16 protein-coding genes and 1 pseudogene are annotated in these 19,662 nt (G+C 62.7%); 4 read left to right on the plus strand and 13 right to left on the minus strand.

Going from position 1 to position 19,662, the window contains the following annotated elements:
• Positions 1-21: 21 nt before the first annotated feature.
• Positions 22-294: an exopolysaccharide production repressor protein gene (locus NLY33_RS02880; protein WP_023668815.1), complete on the minus strand. Its 273-nt coding sequence runs from the start codon at positions 292-294 to the stop codon at positions 22-24.
• A 607-nt stretch (positions 295-901) separates the two neighbouring features.
• On the opposite strand from NLY33_RS02880, the gene NLY33_RS02885 reads away from it, so the two are divergent.
• The 3 genes from NLY33_RS02885 to NLY33_RS02895 all read left to right on the plus strand — a co-directional run bounded on the left by NLY33_RS02885 (position 902) and on the right by NLY33_RS02895 (position 4,289).
• Positions 902-1,579: a sugar transferase gene (locus NLY33_RS02885; RefSeq protein ID WP_023668816.1), complete on the plus strand. Its 678-nt coding sequence runs from the start codon at positions 902-904 to the stop codon at positions 1,577-1,579.
• Between the two features lie 217 nt (positions 1,580-1,796).
• The gene (locus tag NLY33_RS02890) at positions 1,797-3,020 is read left to right on the plus strand and encodes a polysaccharide biosynthesis/export family protein (protein WP_032891595.1); all 1,224 of its coding nucleotides are present in this window, start codon (positions 1,797-1,799) and stop codon (positions 3,018-3,020) included.
• A gap of 177 nt (positions 3,021-3,197) precedes the next feature.
• Positions 3,198-4,289: an acyltransferase family protein gene (locus tag NLY33_RS02895; RefSeq protein WP_023707795.1), complete on the plus strand. Its 1,092-nt coding sequence runs from the start codon at positions 3,198-3,200 to the stop codon at positions 4,287-4,289.
• A gap of 10 nt (positions 4,290-4,299) precedes the next feature.
• On the opposite strand, the gene NLY33_RS02900 is transcribed toward NLY33_RS02895, so the two are convergent.
• The 5 genes and pseudogenes from NLY33_RS02900 to NLY33_RS02920 form a co-directional block, all read right to left on the minus strand.
• The gene (locus tag NLY33_RS02900; RefSeq protein ID WP_023707794.1) at positions 4,300-5,583 is read right to left on the minus strand and encodes an O-antigen ligase family protein; all 1,284 of its coding nucleotides are present in this window, start codon (positions 5,581-5,583) and stop codon (positions 4,300-4,302) included.
• A gap of 270 nt (positions 5,584-5,853) precedes the next feature.
• Positions 5,854-6,681, minus strand: coding sequence for an SDR family NAD(P)-dependent oxidoreductase (locus tag NLY33_RS02905; RefSeq protein ID WP_023703582.1), 828 nt, complete (start codon positions 6,679-6,681; stop codon positions 5,854-5,856).
• Between the two features lie 96 nt (positions 6,682-6,777).
• Positions 6,778-7,263 (minus strand): acetone carboxylase subunit gamma, encoded by a 486-nt coding sequence (locus NLY33_RS02910; RefSeq protein WP_023703583.1) that lies wholly within the window; start codon positions 7,261-7,263, stop codon positions 6,778-6,780.
• A complete protein-coding gene (locus NLY33_RS02915; RefSeq protein ID WP_023707793.1) occupies positions 7,260-9,464 on the minus strand; it encodes a hydantoinase B/oxoprolinase family protein in 2,205 nt (734 codons plus the stop codon). Before NLY33_RS02915 ends, NLY33_RS02910 begins: the two co-directional genes overlap by 4 nt.
• A gap of 12 nt (positions 9,465-9,476) precedes the next feature.
• Positions 9,477-11,563: pseudogene (locus NLY33_RS02920) on the minus strand (hydantoinase/oxoprolinase family protein).
• A gap of 182 nt (positions 11,564-11,745) precedes the next feature.
• Between NLY33_RS02920 and NLY33_RS02925 the strand changes: the two are divergent.
• Positions 11,746-12,525, plus strand: coding sequence for a helix-turn-helix transcriptional regulator (locus tag NLY33_RS02925; RefSeq protein ID WP_023703586.1), 780 nt, complete (start codon positions 11,746-11,748; stop codon positions 12,523-12,525).
• 9 nt (positions 12,526-12,534) lie between these two features.
• Here the strand turns inward: NLY33_RS02925 and NLY33_RS02930 are convergent, their stop codons facing one another.
• From NLY33_RS02930 to NLY33_RS02960, 7 genes are all read right to left on the minus strand, one after another.
• Complete coding sequence (locus tag NLY33_RS02930) at positions 12,535-13,116, minus strand: DUF1349 domain-containing protein (RefSeq protein ID WP_023703587.1); 582 nt, start codon at positions 13,114-13,116, stop codon at positions 12,535-12,537.
• Positions 13,117-13,130: 14 nt separating this feature from the next.
• Positions 13,131-14,570 carry an aldehyde dehydrogenase family protein gene (locus NLY33_RS02935; protein ID WP_023684246.1) on the minus strand — a complete coding sequence of 480 codons (1,440 nt, stop codon included), beginning with the start codon at positions 14,568-14,570 and terminating at the stop codon, positions 13,131-13,133.
• Positions 14,571-14,735: 165 nt separating this feature from the next.
• Positions 14,736-15,221, minus strand: coding sequence for a hypothetical protein (locus NLY33_RS02940; RefSeq protein ID WP_023694218.1), 486 nt, complete (start codon positions 15,219-15,221; stop codon positions 14,736-14,738).
• Between the two features lie 75 nt (positions 15,222-15,296).
• Positions 15,297-16,202 carry an ABC transporter permease gene (locus NLY33_RS02945; RefSeq protein WP_286439495.1) on the minus strand — a complete coding sequence of 302 codons (906 nt, stop codon included), beginning with the start codon at positions 16,200-16,202 and terminating at the stop codon, positions 15,297-15,299.
• The gene (locus NLY33_RS02950; protein WP_031196280.1) at positions 16,199-17,158 is read right to left on the minus strand and encodes an ABC transporter permease; all 960 of its coding nucleotides are present in this window, start codon (positions 17,156-17,158) and stop codon (positions 16,199-16,201) included. Before NLY33_RS02950 ends, NLY33_RS02945 begins: the two co-directional genes overlap by 4 nt.
• A gap of 37 nt (positions 17,159-17,195) precedes the next feature.
• On the minus strand, positions 17,196-18,839 hold the full coding sequence (locus NLY33_RS02955) for an ABC transporter substrate-binding protein (protein ID WP_023703589.1): 1,644 nt from the start codon (positions 18,837-18,839) through the stop codon (positions 17,196-17,198).
• Positions 18,840-18,874: 35 nt separating this feature from the next.
• Entirely contained in the window at positions 18,875-19,651 is a 777-nt protein-coding gene (locus NLY33_RS02960; protein ID WP_023703590.1) for a DUF427 domain-containing protein, read from the minus strand.
• Positions 19,652-19,662: the final 11 nt, after the last annotated feature.

Genomic DNA, 19,662 nt, shown 5'->3' on the forward strand with positions numbered 1-19,662 from the left:
GACCTTGCGGCTTCAGACTGTTCAATGCACGCTGCGCCTCGCCGAGAGCTTCTCGCCTTCAACCGCCTTGTCGGCGCCGAGGCTTCTTTCGGCGTCGCGAGCCCTGTCGGCCGATGTCGGCGCGCTCCTGGCGATCATCACATACACCAGCAGGAAATAACCGATTTGGATGAGGACAGCGCAGCCGATGACGCGAAGCACCGTTGTGGTGACCGTCGCGCCGTCGACATAGGACCACGCGACCACGATCGCGAGGGCGAAAACCATTCCAATGACGAATTTTGGTAATGACATGTTCGGCGGCCCGTCAACCGGCCCGAGCATGCAAAAGCGATGACTTACCCACCCGAGTATCTCCCCATTCGCCATGCGAGCTTATTTAGCTGCTCTTTTTCGGCCGGTTGCTTCCGGCCTTCCCAACCCATCCAGACTCTATCAGGAATAATTTGCGACTCTATTAAGGCGCGAAACTGACGGCAAGGGCAACCAGCAATAATTTTCGGCTTGGCGGCGGCTTGGACTCCGCCATGCTGCGATGCACACGCAGGGGTGGTGGCCTAACTCGTCATGCGCTTTATACTACAGTAGAATCTGCAATGTTGATTAGTATTTTACTTGATTAATTTAGCAAAGCCAGTGATTCGAAAATCAGTTAAAGCCGTTCCCTCTGCGGCAAAGGACGATTTGCCCAAAACCCGCCGAAAAAAGGCATTACATTTCCTACGGTTGCTAATTATTCGTCACAAACCCGCCATAAAGGGCAAAATTTGGGCAAGGAGGGTTTATTATTTAGTCAATTCCTGACGTGACTATTTCAGCCATATGGGAAATTGTGTGTTGCGCTGCAGCATTTTTTTGGTATCGTGGCATAAACCATCCGTTCAACGTATGGAGCTTTTGCATGAGGGACGTTGCCAAGTCGGCCAATGCGGCATTTTCGCATGTCGGCGTAGATTTTCCGCCACCCATCGGCGGGCTGCTGAAGCGCAGTTTCGATATTTTCGGTTCACTTGTCGGCCTGGTGGCGCTTAGCCCGCTGTTCCTGATGGTGGCCCTTCTGGTCAAGCTTTCCGACGGCGGCTCGATCTTCTACGGCCACAAGCGCATCGGACGCGGTGGGCGGATTTTCCCCTGCCTCAAGTTCCGCACCATGGTCGAAGACGGCGAACGTGTGCTGGCCGCCTATCTCGCGGCCAATCCGGAAGCCAACGCCGAATGGATCGCGACCCGCAAGCTGAAGAACGATCCGCGCGTCACCCGCGTCGGCGCCGTTCTGCGCAAGCTCAGCCTCGACGAGCTGCCGCAGATCATCAACATCCTGCAGGGCGACATGAGCCTTGTCGGGCCTCGCCCGGTGGTGCGCGACGAGCTTGAGATCTACGGCAGCGCCGCGGTCTATTATTTGAAGTCGCGGCCGGGCCTGACCGGGCTCTGGCAGGTCAGCGGACGCAACGATGTCTCCTATGACAGTCGCGTCGCGTTCGACCGTCACTATGTCGAGAACTGGTCGCTGTTCGAAGACGTTCGCATCATCCTCAAGACCGTGCCCGCGGTGTGGATGTCGCGCGGTTCCTACTGACCGACCGCAACTGGTCAGCAATCGGGCCGGCACGGCCCGAAGCCAATCCGGTCCAAAGCTATTCGGCGATGGGCCGGTCTCGCATTGCAGCCATAGTGTTCTGCCAGGTTCCGAAGGAGGCACTCGGCAGCAGGCCTATCGGGCGGATGGGGCCAAAACGGATCGGAAACGTCAGTTGAAAACAGACATATCAGCGTATTTTCGCCTTGCCGGCCCGATGCGGCCGGCACGGCTCGTCGCCACGTGCCTCGCTCTGTCGCTCGCGGTTCCGGCCATGGCCGACGAGTACCGGCTCGGCTCGCAAGACAAGCTCAACATCCGCGTCGCCGAGTGGCAGACGGTGGAAGGCACGTTCCGTGACTGGTCGGCGGTAAACGGCGAATATTCGGTCGGTCCAGCCGGCAATTTGTCGGTGCCGTTCGTCGGCGAACTGCCGGCCGCCGGCAAGACCACGTCAGAGGTTGCGGCCGCGATCAGCGTCGCCCTGCAGCGCAAGCTTGCCTTGTCGGACAAGCCGGAAGCCTCGGTGGAAATGGTGCAGTTCCGGCCGTTCTACATCTCGGGCGAGATCCAGACGCCTGGCCAGTTTCCCTATGTGCCGGAGCTGACCGTGCTCAAGGCGATCAGCATCGCCGGCGGCATCCGGCGCAACGCCGATTTGGGCACCCAGCTCGGCAAGGACCTGATCACCGCCAAGGGCAATTTCGACATTTATGACGACCAGCGCGTGCGGTTGATCGTCAAGCGTGCCCGCATCGATGCCGATCTCGCCGGCAAGGAGAGTTTCGAGGCGCCTAAGGAAGTCGAGGGCGACCCGCGCCTGGCGACAATCGTCTCCGACGAAATGCAGATCCTGATCTCCGACCAGAAAGCGTTGAAGCTGAAGCTGCAGGCGCTTGACGATCTGAAAGGGGTCCTGCAGTCCGAAATCGAGGCGCTGCAGAAAAAGATCGTCAACCAGCAAAAGCAGGTCGACCTGGCGCAGCAGCAGGCGGACAGTATCGGTCCGCTGGCGCAAAAGGGCCTGGTCGCCAACGCACGCCTGCTTTCCTCGCAACAGTCGGTCACCGATCTGCAGGGCAAGATCCTGGACTATGAGACGGCGATCCTCACCGCCAAGCAGTCGGTCAGCAAGGCGACGCAGGATGCCATCGATGCCCAGAACACGTTGAACTCGAGACTTGCCGCCGACCGGCAGCAGGTCGAAGCAGACCTCAACGAAGCCGCACTCAGGGTCAACATGCAACAGGGCCTGATGGCCCAGGCATCGGACCCGGCCACGACCGCCGCCATCACAAACAACAATGAAGAGCCGGCGCTCATCTATTCGCTGGTGCGCGTGACGGACGGCAAGACCAGCGAGATCGACGCCAAGGAAGATACGCCGGTGCTGCCGGGCGACGTCATCAAGGTGAAGCTGGCGCCGACGGCCAGCCAGTAACCTGTTTGTTTGGAGCAATTCCGGACGGAAAACCGTTTCCCACTTTTCCCGGAATTGCTCTAGCGCTCGGGCTCGCTCGGCGAGGCCCGCGCGATGGAGGCGGGAGGAACCAGTTCGGCTCGTTCGCGCCAGGGTGCGGGCGGGAACTTCCGTTTTTCGACCGCTTGAAGGCATTCCATGCAGCCCGCCGCACCGCGCCACGTCTACCTCAATCTCGATGCCATCCGCGGCGTCGCGGCGATCAGCGTCATGCTCTACCACTTCTCGCCGTTCCTGGCCGCCGGCAAGGTGCTGCCGTCGAGCTATTTGGCCGTCGACCTGTTCTTCCTGCTCAGCGGCTTCGTCATCGCGCATGCCTATGACCGCAAGATCGAAAACGGCATGGGCGTCGGCACCTTCGTAGCGATCCGCCTGATACGCCTCTACCCGCTCTACCTCGCCGGCACGCTGCTCGGTTTCTTCTATCTCGTCGTCAAGAACCGGCTGATTCCGGCGGAATACATGCCGATCTCCGAGATCGGCACCATGCTGACGACCGGCATGTTCTTCATCCCGCTGGTCAGCGATGCCTATCACACGATCTTTCCGCTCAACCCCGCGTCGTGGTCGCTGTTCTTCGAGCTGATCGTCAACATAGCCTATGTCGCCGTCTTCTTCCTGCTGACGAAACGCGTGCTGAGCACGCTCATTGCCGTCAGTCTGGTGTTGCTGGTGGTCGTCTCTATCATCGCCGGCACCCTCGACTTCGGCATGACCGGATCGACCATCATCAGCGGCCTGCCGCGCGTCTGTTTCTCGTTCTTCCTGGGCGTGCTGCTTTGCCGGTCCATGACACGCTATCAAAGCGGGCTCGGCTTTCTGCGGCGCGGCTGGTGGATAGAGGCCGCGATCGCACTGACGCTCGTCGTCTTTGCCATCGCGCCGGCCGGCGGCGCGCGCGTCGCCTACGATCTCGCCTGCGTGGTCTTTGTTTTCCCGGCGCTGGTCGTGGTCGGCACTATTGCGCCGACGGCGCCGCGCCTGTCAGGCCTCTATGGCTGGCTGGGGCGGATTTCCTACCCAATCTACATCATCCACACGCCGCTGCTGATGATCATCGCCGGGGCGGGCAAGGCCGCAGCGATCGACCCGTTCGCGCATCATCCCTGGTTCGGCATCGTCATGGCGGTTTCCGTCATCGTCATCGCCGACATCGCCACGCGCCTCTATGACGAGCCGTTGCGCCGCTTCCTGCAGCGGCTGATGCTGCGCAAGCGCGCCGTCGCCTGAGATAAGCAAGTCAGACGCGCGCCGGCATGCGGCCGTTGGCGATGTTCTCGTCCGGCACCGGAACATAGGCCCGCCTTGCCCTGGCGAGCGGCACCGGGCGCAGCTTGAACAGGCCGTAATAGACGATGAACGAGGCCATGAAATAGGGGCCGAGGATCTCGACCTCGAAGAAGGAGCGGATCAGCATCATGCCGACCGCGCCGGCGAGCACCACCGAATCGGCGCTCCAGTCACCGAACACCACCTTCGAAACATGGCCCCAGAAGGAGCGCAGGATGATCAGCGCCAGCATCGTCACGCCGATGAAGCCGAGCTCGACCAGCGTCTCGATATAGGTGTTGTGGAAATGGAAGCCGGTGCGGGTGGAGATGTAGAACTCGGCCCAGAGCCGTTCCGGATCGGCAAAACCCTGGATCCAGTAGGCGGCATAGCCATAACCGAGCACCGGACGCTGCTGCGCGGCGGCCCAGCCCTGTTCCCAGAGATAGGTGCGGCCGGTCAGCGTCGAATCCTTGCCGAAGATGCCGAGCACGACATCGAGCAGGCCAAGGTTCAGCGCAGCCATCACACCGCCGACCAGCGCGGTAGCGCCGACGACGAACAGCACGCGGCGGTAGCGGCGTGACAGAACCTTGCTCATGGCAAGCAAGGCAACGACACCGATCACCGCCGGAAGCGAAGCGACCGACGTCGCCGAGTGGGCGATCGCCAGCATATAGACCGACAGCAGGATGATCGGCGCGGTCCAGACGAAGCTCATCCAGTTGCGCCGGTAGAAGGCCAGAAAAGCGAAGCAGAAGAAGATGCCGAGCGAGGCGAAGAAGCCGATCTGGTTCTTGGAGCCGAAGGCGCCGACGAAATTGGTGGTGCCGTCGATAGTGTCGAGCGCATAGGCGCCAACCTTCAGCGAATACAGCAGCACGATGAAGATGCCGATCAGCGAGCCCAGCACCAGCGTGCGCGTGCTGATGGTGCGCGCCGCGATGTAGGCGCACAGCATGTGGGAGAAATATTGCAGCCCCGCCCGCGCGCTGGTGCCGGCCGCTTGCGACCAGAACAGCGACAGGCAGACATAGGCCGCAAACAGCAGCGGCAGCCAGGCGCTGGAGAGATCGCGGGCGAAACGCCGGTAATCGACGAACAGCAGCGGCAGCCATACCAGATAGTAGGCGAGGATCAGGATCTGGCCGAAATTGGTGGAGTAGGCGAAGGCAAAGACCGACACCGCAACGGCGAAGGCGGCATAGGCCTTGTTGTTGTCCGCATCGATCAGAATGGATTTCGGGATCTTCATATCCGTACCGGATTTCTCATGCTGCCGCCTTTCGGCTGGGCTGAAGCGCCCATGGTCGGCTTTTCTGCGTCAGGTCCGCCCTTTGCATGCGCGATCGCCGGAACCTGCCCTTGCCGGACCCCGATCAGCGGGCACCATTGTGCAGTGCACAATATAACCTCTATCGCCTGTCACTCAATGGTAAATTTGCCGCAGCAGGGCCAAAACGACCATGCAACCGACAAATGGCGTTAATGCGGCTCGCTCGTTCGAAAATTCAATCTGTGGCCGCTACCACAGCGCTCCGCCGGTGACCTGGATGTTTTCCATGGTGATGCCCTTGGCCAGATCCGAGCACAGGAATACTGCTAGAGCCGCGATTTCCTGCGGCTGCAGCATGCGCTGCTGGGGATTGCCCTTGGCGATCTCGGCCATGGCTTCCTCGGCGGTTCTGCCCTTGCCCTCACGCTCGACGACCTGCGCCACGTTGCGGCGCATCAGTTCGGTCTCGACCCAGGTCGGGCTGATCATGACGCAAGTGACACCGTGCGCGGCGCCTTCCAGCGCCACGCAGCGGGTAAAGCCGAGCAGCCCGGCCTTCGAGGCGCAGTAGGCCGGGTTGTCCTTCCAGCCGACTGAAGCCGCTGTCGAGCCGATGTTGACGATACGGCCCCAGCCGCGCTCGATCATGCCGGGCAGCACAGCTCGGGTGACGCGGAACGCTCCGCTGAGATTGGTGTCGACGATCTTGTCCCACAGTGCGTCGGAATGGCCGCAGACCGGCTGTTCGGCGGTGGTGCCCGCGGCATTGACCAGTATGTCTCCCGGGCCGATGGCGGCTTGTGCGTCAGCCGCAAACCGGTTGGTCACCTCGCTATCGCGGACATCGAGGTGGGCGGCATAAACCCTGGTGCCGTGTGCCGACAGGGCCAACCGCACGCGCTCGATTTCATCGGCGCCGGGATAGTAGGCGGCGTCGGTTCTGTCGGCGCCGGCGGGGGCGATGTAGGAGCCGACCGCTACATTTGCGCCGGCCTGCGCCAACGCCGTCGCAATGGCGAAGCCCATGCCGGAAAACCCGCCGGTGACGATCGCGCTGCGGCCGGAAAGGTCTGTCATGGGCAGTGAATCTCCGATGCCGACGTTTGATGCCATAGTCTTAGACCCAGCCCGGTGACGAGCGCTACCTTGCCTGCAGCGCTGGTCACCACGTCGCTAAAGCAGTTTGCCCAGCCACTCGCGATAGAAGCCTTCGAGATCGGGTTCGAAGTCGTGCACGATGGGGTAGCCGGGAGCCGCCGCCTCGACCTCATGCATGGTGCCGCATTGCGGGCAGATGAATTCGCGGATTTCCATCCATTGCGGATCGGGGATATCGCTATTGGGATAGATCTCGCGCAGCGCCTCCTCGGTGTTGCGCACGTTGATCGCGGCCTTGAGCTTCCAGTTCTTGCGATAGTCGCCGAAGGAGTGGCCGCATTCGCAACGGGTGATGCGCTCGTCGCCGCTCTGGCAGATGAACAGGTGATCCGAGACCGGCAGAAGGATCGGGTCCTTCCATGCGACACGGTCCTGATAGACGGCGAGCATCTTGAAGAAGCGGTCGTCGTCCTTGTAGGCGCTCATGATGCGCTTTGTCTGCGGCCAGGGCAGCTTGCCGGCTGAGAGATCGCCGAGGACTTCCTTGCTGTATGAGGTCATGGCTTTGCTCCCGGCATGAAGATCGATCTGGCGTCGACGGTCCAGAAATCGCTGAAATCCCTGGTGAAGCGCGACGATAGCTTGATCGCGCTGGCATACATTTTCTTCACCTCGGGCGCGAAGTCGGCCTTCTCGACACGGCCGCGTTCGGCAGCGATCCAGTCCGAAACCGGGATCGCCTTGGCCAGACGCTCCTTGCGCATGGCGGCACGACGTTCGACGGTGGCGTCGATATCGGCAACCGGATAACCCTCGGCGTCGTCCTTCAGCACGATGCCGAAAATCTGGACCGCCGCCTGGCGGGTGAGAAAACCGTTCTCGACATCCCAGGCGGTCTTGACCGGATCGCGCTCCAGCACGTCGCCGTAACCGCCGCCACCATTGTAGGAATGGCTGAAGATGTCCCCCGACTTGTGCGGCGAGGTGATGTAGGGGCCTTCGACCACGGCATGGTCGCCGCCGATGTTCTTCTCGTAGTCGGAGACATGCGGATCGATACCTGGGGCATGCGCGAGCGGTTCGCCTTTTGCCGCCAGTTCATGGATGTTGGAATTGCGTACCGCGCGATGCTTCTGGCAGGTCGGCGCGGGATAGCCGCCACACATGCCGCCATTGTCGAATACCCGCGAGGAGTGTTCCGAGGTGTGCAGTCGCAGGTGCGAGGTCTTGTTGATCAGCCAGGTCGAGACGAAGGAACAGCCGCCGCGATATTTGCCGGCGCCCCCTGAATTGGGGACGATCGAGCGGCCGATATAGACCAACGGCATCGATTGTTCCCAGACCTCGATGTTGCCCATGTCGGATTCCGGATTCCAGCCGACATAGGCGGTGTCGAGGCCATCGGCGATGGCGAGCGCGCCGGAGCCGGCGGCGGCGCATTCGAAATGCGCCATGCCGAACGGCGTACCGTACTGGCTTTCGCCGCCCATCTCGATCATCGGGCTGTTGACCTGGCCAACGAAGGCTTCCTCGACGAAGCCGCGCGCGACGAAGCCGCGCGACAAAAGGCGCTGGAACACGCCATAGGCCGGCAGCAGCAGCGCCCAGGATGTGGCGGTCGCCACCATCTCATTGTCGGGGTTGGTCCAGGTGCCGTGCGGCAGCTTCAGCTCGGTCGCCATCCAGGCGCCGTCATTGACCAGGCCCTCGAAATTCATGTGCTGGGTCAAGGTGACGAACATGCCGCCATCCATGCCGGCCGGCGTGCAGTTCATCGAATGGTAGCCCCAGGGCTGCGTGCCCTCGAAGTCCATGGTGATCTTGCCGTCGGTGGTGATCTCCATCTCGATCGGGATGTTGTAGAGCCAGTCGGGATCGCCAAGCAGCTGGAAGCCGGGCTTGCCCGCCGTGACATGGCCGTAGAAGGTGTGGCCGCGATAGATGCCGGGCACGGTGAGCTGGCGGGTGCGGGCGAGCTGGGCACGACGACCCTCCTCGATGAACTCCTTCGATACCTTCATCCAGTAGTCGAGGCCGATCTCCGAAATCAGCTGCTTGACGCTTTCGCGCATGTCGATGCAGGAGGCAACCTTGGCCTTCTCGTCGAGCACCCAGTAGATCGGCATGCGCAGATTGCGCTCGCAGCGGATGACGTAGTCGCGGCGGATCTCGTCATTCTCGCCGATCTTTTCGGCGCAGACGAACAGGCCTTCGGTGAAGCGCTCCTGCGCCAGGCAGACGTCGCCGCCGGGCGTGATGCCGCCGGCCTCCAGCTCGTGGCAGACGGCACCTGCCCAGCCGACCAGCGTGCCTTCATGGAAGATCGGCACCACGTCCATGACGTCGGGCACCTGCACGGTGCCGATGAAGGCATCGTTGTTGGCAAAGATGTCGCCTTCGCGGATCTTCGGGTTTTCCTCGTAATCGTTCTTGATCATCCACTTGATGAAGCGGCTCATCGTGTGGACGTGGACCATGATGCCGTTGGACAGCGCGATCGCATCGCCCTCGGGCGTATAGATCGCCACCACCATTTCGCCGACTTCGCGCACGCCGGGCGAGGCCGAGATGCGGCGGGCCATTTCGCGGGCCGAGACGCAATAGGCGCGCAGCTTGGTGTGCAGCGTCTCGAATTTCAGCGGGTCCTGGTTGCGTAGCGTGAGCTCGGTGATGCCGTCATAGCAGCCGGTCTCTTCCATCAGCCGTTCTGAATCGAGCAGCCGTTCGCGAAGGCGCAGGGCCGAGGCAGGTCTGTCCAACATGGCGGTGCCCTTTCAAGAATGGGTGTAGTGCAGCAGCGTCCAATCATCGACATGGACACGGTCCTGCGGATGAACAACGAGCGTGGTGGCGGGATGTTCGATGATGGCCGGACCGATCACCTCATGGCCGGGCTGCAGTAGGTCCATCTCGTAGAGATTGGCCTTGTGCCAGCGTCCCCCGATATAGGCCTCGCGCACGCCCTTGTGCGCTGCTGCCGGGGCCGACTTGCCGAGCGGGCGCTTCAAGAGCACCGGCTTGACCTTGTCGGCGGTGGCGATCAATCCGAGCTCGGTGATGGTGAAGCCGGCTTCGCCATAGCGCGAAACGCGATGGTTGACCTTGGCGTAGACCGCCTCGAACTCGTCGATGACCCTACGCATGTCGTCAGCCGAATTGACCTCGGCAAGCGGTGCCATGACCTCGACATCCTCGAGCTGGCCGGTGTAGCGCATCATCAGGAACGGCACGGTCTTGATCTTGTCTCTGATATGGCCGTCGCTGATCATCTCGTCGACCGCCGCCTTGGTGAGATCATTCCAGACGTCGGTGACCTTCTTGCCGAAAGCGAGCAGCTCGTCATCGCTTGCGCGGGCGCCGATGTCGTGCTGCGTCGAGACCGAATGCCGACGCATGAAATCGGCGGTGGTGCAGCCGAAGGCCGAGAAGGCGGCGGCAAACTGGAAGGTGATGATGTCCTTGAAGCCGATGCCCCTGGAGCAGCCGGCCAGATGCAGCGGACCCGAGCCGCCATAGGACAGCAGCGTGAATTCCGAGGGATGGATGCCCTGGCCGGAGATGACCCGGCGCAGCGCGTTGTTGGCATCGGCTTCCAGCATGTCGATCATGCCTTCGGCAGCCTCCTCGACACCGACGCCAAGGATGCTGGAGCATTTTTCCTCAAACGCTTTGCGCGCCTTCTCGACCTGCAAGACGACCTTGCCGCCGAGGAAATAATACGGGTTGAGGCGGCCTAGTATGGCGTCGCAATCGGCGATGGTGGGTTCAGTGCCGCCCTTGGCGAAGCAGATGGGGCCGGGGTCGGAACCGGCGCTTTCCGGCCCGAGCGAGACTTTCTTGGTCAGCGGGTCGACCTTGAGGATCATGCCGGCGCCGGCGCCGATCGTGTCGAGATGCAGCGTCGGCACGTTGAGCTTGAAACGGTCCATCAGCGGCTCGTTCTCGATCCGCGTCTGGCCGCGCGAAATGACGCCCATGTCGAAGGAGGTGCCGCCCATGTCCGAGCAGATCAGGGAGTCGTTACCGATGAGCTTGCCGACATAGGCCGCGCCGAGAATACCGCCGATCGGGCCGGAATCATGGTTTCGTGCAGGCGCGGATGGTTGATTGAGGTCAGGCCGCCAAAGGACAGCAGCGTCTGCACGCCGTATTTGAAGCCGTATTTTTTCGAAACGTCCTCGATACCCCTAAGCTGCTTGCGGCCGCGCGACGTCGCGTAGGCTTCGATCAGCACCGAGTTCAGCCGCGACTGTTCGCGGATGACCGGGCGGACCTCGTGGCTGGTGTAGATGAGGATGTCGGCGCCGGCTTTCAGCACCTCCTCGCGGCATATCTCGGCGATGCGCTTTTCGTGCACCGGATTGACGTGCGAGAAGATGGTCATGATGCAGATCGCCTCGACCTTGTCGGCAATCAGCTTCCTGGCCGCAATCGCGACTTCATGCTCGTAGAGCGGCAGCACGATGTCGCCGAACTGGTCGATGCGCTCGGTGACGCCATGGGTGCGACGGCGCGGCACCAGCGGATCGGGATGATGGTGGGTCACCGCATGCAGCCGGTCGGCATAGGAATAGTCGGCCCAGGCCTGCAGGCCGCGGCCCATCAGGATCATGTCTTCCAGACCCTTGGTGGTGATCAGGCCGAGTCGGCGGCCGGTGCGCGACAACAGTGTGTTGAGCATGCCGGTGCCGGAATAGAGCACGACGTTGACGCCGGAGAACAGCTGCTCCAGCGAGATGCCCCAGGCGTCGGCCGCGTCTTCGGCCGATGCGAGGAAGCCTTCGGCCTCGTTCTTGGGCGTGGTTGCCGACTTGCCGATCTTGAAGTGGCCGTCCTGGTCGACAAGGATCGTGTCGGTCATGGTGCCGCCGGCGTCGATGCCGATGACGATTGGATTGCCGACGATGGGGCTGGTGAGGTTGGGTTGGGTCACGGTCGCCTCAGGATTGCTGTAGGATGGCTCAAGCTAGATTCCTTGGGCGGCCTTGCGCCATATGCCAAAAGACACAATGTCCGCCGGACCGGGATCGCCGAGAAAAGGGCATGCGCATGGGCAATATCTGGGGGCTGCTCGCCAGGGCGATTGCCGCCACCGGTACGGACAGGCATGTCGACTGCCTGATTGACCTGATCGGCGCCGACATCGAGCACGATCTCGTCACCGTGACCCGATATTCGGCGACGCAGACGCCGGAATTCATCAAGCACCGGCGCTTCTCCGACGAGATGGTCCGGCGCTATCTCGACAATTACTACGTCTTCGACCCGTTCTATGCCTCGTGGCGGCGTGAACGCCGGCTGGGCATCCTGCCGCTGAAGCGGCTTGCCGATGACGAGGCCAAGCGCGGCCAGTACATAGCGGGCTTCCTGGCGCAGTCGGAAATCTTCGACGAGGTCGGCATCATGCTGGCCGATGGCGGCGACTGGTGCCTCGGCATCTTCCTCGACCGCTCGACCTCCACCTTCAAGGAGAGCGAGATCGCCCTGCTGGACGAGCGGCTGCCGGTGTTCGAGGCGCTGCATGCACTCGACATTGAGGCGCGGGGGACGGAATTCTCCCGCACATCGGCGCCGACCGGCCCCGGCGCCTCGCCCCGGCAAGAGCCGACTATTCCTGCGAGCCTGTGGCCGGAGCTTTCCTTGCGCGAGCGCGAACTGGTGCAGCTGATCCTGGCGGGTCACCCGACCGCCAACATCGCCGAGCGGCTCGGCATCACCGTTGGCACGGTGAAGAACCACCGCCGCCGCATCTATGAGAAGCTCGACATCACCACCGAAAGAGAACTGTTTTTACAGTTCTTCCAGCACCGCGCGGACGGCTAGGTATCGCCCTCAGTCGTGCAACTGCCTGGAAATCGGCGGGCCGACCGTAAAGCCCGAAAAGGTGACTTCGAAACCCTCGCGCTGCGGCGAGCAGCACATCATGCCGACATCGACGGATTTCGAGACCGGGAAATAGGCCAGCCGCACCGGCTTCCAGTGACTATCGGTGGAGTCCAGATACTGGACGCGGATCGCCTCGGCGTGGCGGGTCAGGCGGATGCGGACGCCGTCGGGGCCGGCCGCGATGGCTACAAGGGACCAATCGGAGGTGTCGTTGGTGACGACGACAGAGAAATACGCCAGCCCGTCGGTGTATTCGATGCCGGCCTTGATCCAGTGCGTTTCGCTCAGCCGCAGCATCAGCCCGGCCTGGTCGTAGAGCACCTTGTAGTCGCCCTTGACGGTGACTTCGGCGCTGAAGTCACCCTCGACCGGCCGATACAGGAAATGGCCATTGTCACGCCAGAAACCGTAAAAGGTTTCGCGCCAGAAGTCGGTTTCCTTGCCGGTGCGCACATGCACCGTGTCGTCGCCGACAACATGATGCGTCGGTGGGTTGAGCCAGGTCAGGTCCTCTTTCGCCGCCGTCATCGGTTCCCCCGCGATCAGCCGGCAAATGTATAGGCTGTCTTTACCGTGGTGTAGAACTCCGCGGCATAGCGGCCCTGCTCGCGCGGGCCGTAGCTCGATCCCTTGCGACCACCGAACGGGACGTGGAAATCGACGCCCGCCGTCGGCAGATTGACCATCACCATGCCGGCTTCGGAGTTGCGCCGGAAATGCGTGGCATGCTTGAGGCTCGAGGTGCAGATGCCGGACGTCAGGCCGAAGGGCGTGTCGTTGGCAACCGCCAGCGCCTCGTCATAATCCTTGACACGGATGACATTGGCGACCGGCCCGAAGATTTCTTCGCGCGAAATGCGCATGGCGTTGGTGCTCTCGGTGAACAGTGCCGGCCTGAGGTAGAAGCCGGGCGTTTCGCGATCGAGCCGCTCGCCGCCGAAAGCGAGGTTGGCGCCTTCCTTGCTGCCGATGGCGATGTAGTCCTCGTCCTGCTTGAGCTGGCTCGCATCGACGACCGGTCCTATCTGGGTCTTGGTGTCGAGCGCATCGCCGATGACGAGCTTTTCCAGGCGCTCCTTGAGCGCGGCGACGAAGCGGTCGTGAATGCCCTCGGTCACCACCAGGCGAGAAGAGGCCGTGCAACGCTGGCCGGTCGAGAAATAGGCGCCGTTGATGGCGCATTCGACCGCCGTGGCGAGGTCGGCGTCATCAAGCACGACCATCGGGTTCTTGCCGCCCATTTCGAGCTGGAACTTGCGCATATGCTCGACGCTTGCGGCGGCGACGCGTTTGCCGGTGCCGACCGAGCCGGTGAAGGTGATGGCGTTGAGGTCGGGGCTGTCAAGCATGGCCTGGCCGACCACCGAGCCCTTGCCCATGACCAAATTGAGCACGCCTTTCGGCAGGCCGGCGCGGTGCAGGATGTCGACGATGGTCCAGGCGCTCTCCGGCACCAATTCGGCCGGCTTGAAGACGATGGTGTTGCCGTGGGCCAACGCCGGCGCGATCTTCCAGGTGGGGATGGCGATCGGGAAATTCCACGGGGTGATGATGCCTACCACGCCGACGGCTTCGCGGGTGATCTCGACGCCGACGCCCGGGCGCACGCTGGGCACCAATTCACCCGACAGGCGCAGCGTCTCGCCGGCGAAGAAGTCGAAGATCTGGGCGGCGCGGATGGTCTCGCCAATGCCCTCGGCCAGCGTCTTGCCCTCTTCGCGCGACAGCGCGCGGCCGATCTCGTCCTTGCGCGCCATGATCTCGTCCGACGCCTTTTTCAGCACGGCGTGGCGCACCAGCGGCGCCGAACGCGACCAGGCCGGGAAGGCGGCTTTGGCCGCCGCGATGGCCTGCTTTGCCTGCTCGGCGCCGGCCGAGGCATATTCGCCAACGACATCGCCCGTGTTCGAGGGATTGATGTTGCGCGAGCCGGCCTCGCCCACCCACTCGCCATCGATCAGATTTTTACGAAACAGGCTCATGTCGCGGTTTCCTTGTATTGGTTCGCTGGGGGTGCCGTATGCCTGAATCATTTATCAGACAAATGACGACACTGTGAGGGCTGAAATCTAGCTGCGGACTGGATAGCCGATGGCGCGCGGCTATGAAAGCCGCGACCTCAAGATGGACAATATGAAGCGGCCCTGTCAGGTCGGAAAAGTCCAGAACAGGCAAGCCAGCGTCGCCGCGGCGAAGATGACGAAGAACAAGCTCCTGAGCAGGATGTTGCGGCGCAGCTCGTTCATGGTGAAATGGCTGCCAACGATGGCCGCGGCGAACAGGAAACGCCAGTTCAGGAGCGCCCACAGCACGCTGCTCTGGCCGAAAGCCCAGCGGGCGACGAGACAGCCGACAATTGTGGCGAACAGGGCAATCACCGCCCAGAACAGCGCATCCGCAGCATGGGTCAAGACGATGCCGGCGGCGCGGATCGGCAGGATCATCATCAGCATGGCGCCGAAAAAATAGACGGCGGCGAGTGGCAGGAACGACCCGGCATCGGCGATGCCGTCCAGCCGCCTCACCCCGATCGCGCCATAGGGATAGCCGTGCCTGGCGACCGCCAGGCTGAGCGCCATGAGCAATGCGGTGAGCACCGCGACCAATGCGAATGTAATGAGGGCCTTGCTCATGCCGTTCCTTGCTTTGAGGCCCTGTCAGAGCCGAATCACGAGGAACGATTTTAGCGCACGGTCCGCGATTGCGCGTCAGCTTTGCTGAGCGTTCCGCTCTTCACCGGTCGCTGTTTTCGAAGGCCCCATGCCTTGCGCGATCAGATTGGTTGCCATGACAAGCGAAACGATGGCTGCGGAGTTGAAGATCACCACCCACCATTTGCCGCCGGTCAGGAAGCCGTAGCCGTCGGCGACCGCCAGTCCCCAATCGGCTGAGGGAGGCTGGATGCCGAGGCCGAGGAAGCTCAGCGTGGCGATCGAAAAGAAGGCGTAGCCAAGCCTTGTGACCAGCTCGATGAGGATGGTTTCCCTGACATTAGGCAGGATCTCGAGGAACATGATGGAAAGAGCGCTCTCGCCGCCGAGACGAGCGGCGCTGACATAGTCGCGTTCGCGCTGCTCGCGCACGGCGGCACGCACCGTCCGTGCCACCAGCGGGGCATAGGCGATGCCGATCACAAGGATGACGGTGAGGTTCGATGGCCCAAGCGCGACCAGCGCCATGGTGACGAGGACGATGAAGGGAAAGGCCATCAGCGTGTCGAGCAGCCTGGCGCCGATGGCGTCGATCAGCCCGTCGAAATAGCCGAGCACGAGGCCAAGCACGCTGCCGGCGGCAACGCCGAGCAGTGTTGCTGCCGGCGCGACCAGCAGGATGTCACGCGAGCCGACGACGATGCGCGACAGCACGTCGCGGCCAAGTTGGTCGGTGCCGAACCAGTGCGCGGCATCAGGCGGCGCCAGCATGACGAGGAAATCCTCGGCATAGGGATCGTAGGGCACAAACAGGCTGCCTAACACGGCGCAGCCGACCCAGAACAGCAGGATCAGCGATCCAACGATCACCGAGGGCGGCAGCTGCGAAACAGTCTCGCGGATGCGACTTGCTGCCCGCCAGCCCAGCGTACGGCGCTCCGGCAATTCCATCAGTTCCATCATGGCGAAACACGGCGGCGCTGCCGCGGATCGAGCAAGGCATTCACGAGATCGCCTGCCGCGGCCGACAGCACGAAGATGGTCGCCATGACCAGCACGCCGGCTTCGAGCATCGGGAAGTCACGCGACTTGGCGGCGTTGAGCACCAGATTGCCGAGACCCTGTATGCCGAACAGCGCTTCGATCACCACCAGCCCGCCAAGCATGTAACCGGTCTGCGTCGCCAGCACGGCGATGGTCGGCGTCAGCGCATTACGCAGCACGTGCCGGATGAGGATTTCGCGACGCTCAAGGCCTTTCAGGACGGCGGTGCGCGTATAGTCGGCGGCCAGCGCCTCGATCACACCGGCCCGCGTCATGCGGGCGATGTAGCCGGCAAGGTTCAGCACCAGCGGCAGCGCCGGCAGGATCAGATAATAGCCACTGACCCACAGCCCGGCGCCATCGGGAGCAGCGCCGGTGATCGGGAACCAGTTCAGCCACAGGCCGAAGACGATGAGCAACAGCAGGCCGGAGACGAAGTCCGGGACGATGCCGAAGGACACGCCGGCGAGTACGATCAGGCGGTCGACAAAGCGGCCCTGGTTGAGACCGGCGACGATGCCGGCGCCGATGCCCAGCGGCAACAGAAAGACGAGGATAATTCCGGCAAGGGCCGCCGAGCGCTTGAGGCTTTCCAGAACGAAGGGCGCCACCGGCAAACGCAACGACAGGGAGGTGCCGAAGTCGCCTGACAGCACGCTGCTGAACCAGTGCCAGTATTGCACGAGCACCGGCTGGTCGGCGCCGAGCTGCCTGTTCAGCGCCGCGACGGCCTCGGCATCGGCGAACGGCCCGAGCATGAGGCGGGCGACATCGCCGGGCAGAACCTGCCCGGCGAAGAACACCAGCATGCTGACCAGCCACAGCGTGAGCAGAAGCGAGGCTGCCCGCACCGACACAGTGCGGCCGGTCAGCATCGGATTCCGGTGCCCGGAGTGGCTGGACGTCTCGCAATCATGCCTGGGCGAACGTCACGCGATCGAGCAGCAGATGCGAGATTGCCGTGAAGCGGACGCCCTCGACCTTCGACGAGACGATGCGGCTGTATTGCGAGAAGTAGCTGATGATCAGCGGCGTCTCGTCCAGCAGCAAGGTCTGGATCTTGCCCGCGGCAAGGCGTTGCGCCTGAAGGTCGCGGGCCTTGCCGTATTCGAGCAGCAGCCCGTCATAGGCCGGGTTGTTGAAATGCGCGGCGTTCCAGGCGCCCGAACTCTTCAGCGTCGCGTTGAGGAAGATGTCGGGCGTGCCGCGATGGCCAAAATCGGTAATGCCGAGATTGGAATCGAGCCATGGCGACGAGCCGAACTTCGCCGAGCCATAATAGGCGTCCTGCGGCAGCACGTTGAGCTTGATGTCGATGCCGGCCTTCTTGGCAAAATTCTGGATCAGCACGGCATAATCGGGAATGTCATAGGCGCGCTCGGTGGTCAGCGTCACCGGGAAGCCGTTCGGCACGCCGGCCTCGCCAAGCAGGCGCTTGGCCTCGGCGATGTCCTGCTTGCGCTGCGGTACCGACGGATCGGCCGAGGGGAAGATCGGCGCGAACGGGGTGTCGTTGCCGATGATGGCGCGGCCCTTGAGCAAGCCCTTGACCACCGCCTCGCGGTCGATGGTGAGCGCCAAGGCGCGGCGGATGCGCTTGTCGGTGAACGGCGCCTGGTCGGTCCTCAGATGCACCTCGTCATGCGAACTTGCCTGCACGCTGAGCAGCTTGAAGTTGGGATTGCCCTCGATCGCCAATTCCAGCCGGGTCGTGCTCGGGATGACGTCGAGCTGGCCGGCCTGCAGCGCCAGCACCTGCGCCTGCTCGTCGTCGAAGAACTTGATTTCGACGCGGTCGGGCAGCGCCTTGTCGCCCCAATAGTCAGGGTTGCGCACGAAGCTGGCGCCCTGCTTGGGGCGGAAGGATTCGAGCTTGAACGGGCCGGTGCCGTTGAAATTCTTCTCGAAATCGCCGGCATAGTCGGCCGGCAGGATGACGGCATTGTAGACGTCGGACGAGACATAGAAGGGGAAGTTGCTGTTGGGCCCGTCGAGATCGAAGGCGACTGTCTGGTCGTCGACGACCTTGGCGCCGCCCTTGGACAGGATGCCCTTATAGGCCGACAAAGCGGACGAACCGCTGGCCGGATCGACCAGCCGCTCGAAGCTCGCCACCACATCCTTGGCGGTGACGGTGCGGCCGTCGTGGAATTTTACGCCCGGCCGCAATTTGAAGGTCCAGCGGCTGGCGGTCTCGTCGGCCTCCCACGACAGAGCGAGCTTGGGCTGCAGACCGTCCTTGGGATCGTCGAGGATGAGATATTCGCCGACCTGGCTGATGACGCCGATGCTGGCCGGATCGGTGATGGAGACGGGATCGATCGCCTTGGTCGGCTGTCCGAGCCCAACGCGGACCGTGCCGCCGGCGCCGGCAGCGCGCGCCGTGCCGAAACCAGCAAGTCCCTGCGAGGCGGCAAAGCCGGTGAGGCCGATCAAGGCTGCGTATTTCAGCAGATCGCGGCGCTTGAGGAAGCCGGCCTGGTGCTCATCGACGGCGACGTTCCAGATGTCGCCGGACAGATTGCGAAGCGTATCGATGTCGTTGCGTTTGGTCATTTTGAAACCCCTGTCTGAAATGACTGTTGAATGGCTTAAGCGACTGGTTCGCCGTCGAGATGGATGCGGTCGACGGCTTGCGGGTAAAAGGCGATGAGGCCCCTGATCTTGGGCATTTCGGCAATGGGATCGCGGTAGCTCCAGGCGACATCGGGGCTTACCGAGCCGTCGGCGCGCCGGCCCGACCAGTAGGAGGCGATGCCCTTGTAGGGACAGCGCGTCGTGCTGTCCGAAGCGGTCAGCCGGTCGAGCCTGACATCGTCCGGGTGCAAATAGAAACGCGTCGGCAGATGCGTTTCGAACAGAAGCACCGGGCGATGGCTGTCGGCGATCAGTTCGCCGTCGAACCAGATCTGGACGTGGCTTGAACTCTGCAGCACATCGATGCGTGCGTATGGATCGCGGGCGTGGACGAAGACTTCTTCCTCCTCCTCGAACCATTGGTCGACCGCTTTCCAGGTGAAGGCGATGCGGCCGGCCAGTGGCGACAGGCTTTCATCCGGCGGCGCGACAAGCGACCAGGCCGCATTGGGAGAAGCTTTCGATCCCGTCTCCAGGTCCCAATAGGTGGTTTCGCCGCCGACTGGATGCGGCTGGCGATGCTCGGACGGCTCCAAGAGCGAGCGGTCCACCGAGGAGGCCGGGAAGAAATAGATCGGCAGAAAATGGTTGGAGCGCAGCACCAGGACGTTGCGGCTGTCGGCGATGGTGCGGCCGGCGAATTTGACCCGAATGCGCTTGGGGCTGTGCAGAACATTGATGAGCTGCGGAGCCGTGGCTTCGCGGGGCTGAAGTTTTGGCGCTGCGGTCATATCAGTTGCCC

It is taken from the genome of Mesorhizobium sp. C432A, from assembly GCF_030323145.1.
In the GTDB taxonomy this organism is placed as follows: Bacteria; Pseudomonadota; Alphaproteobacteria; order Rhizobiales; family Rhizobiaceae; genus Mesorhizobium.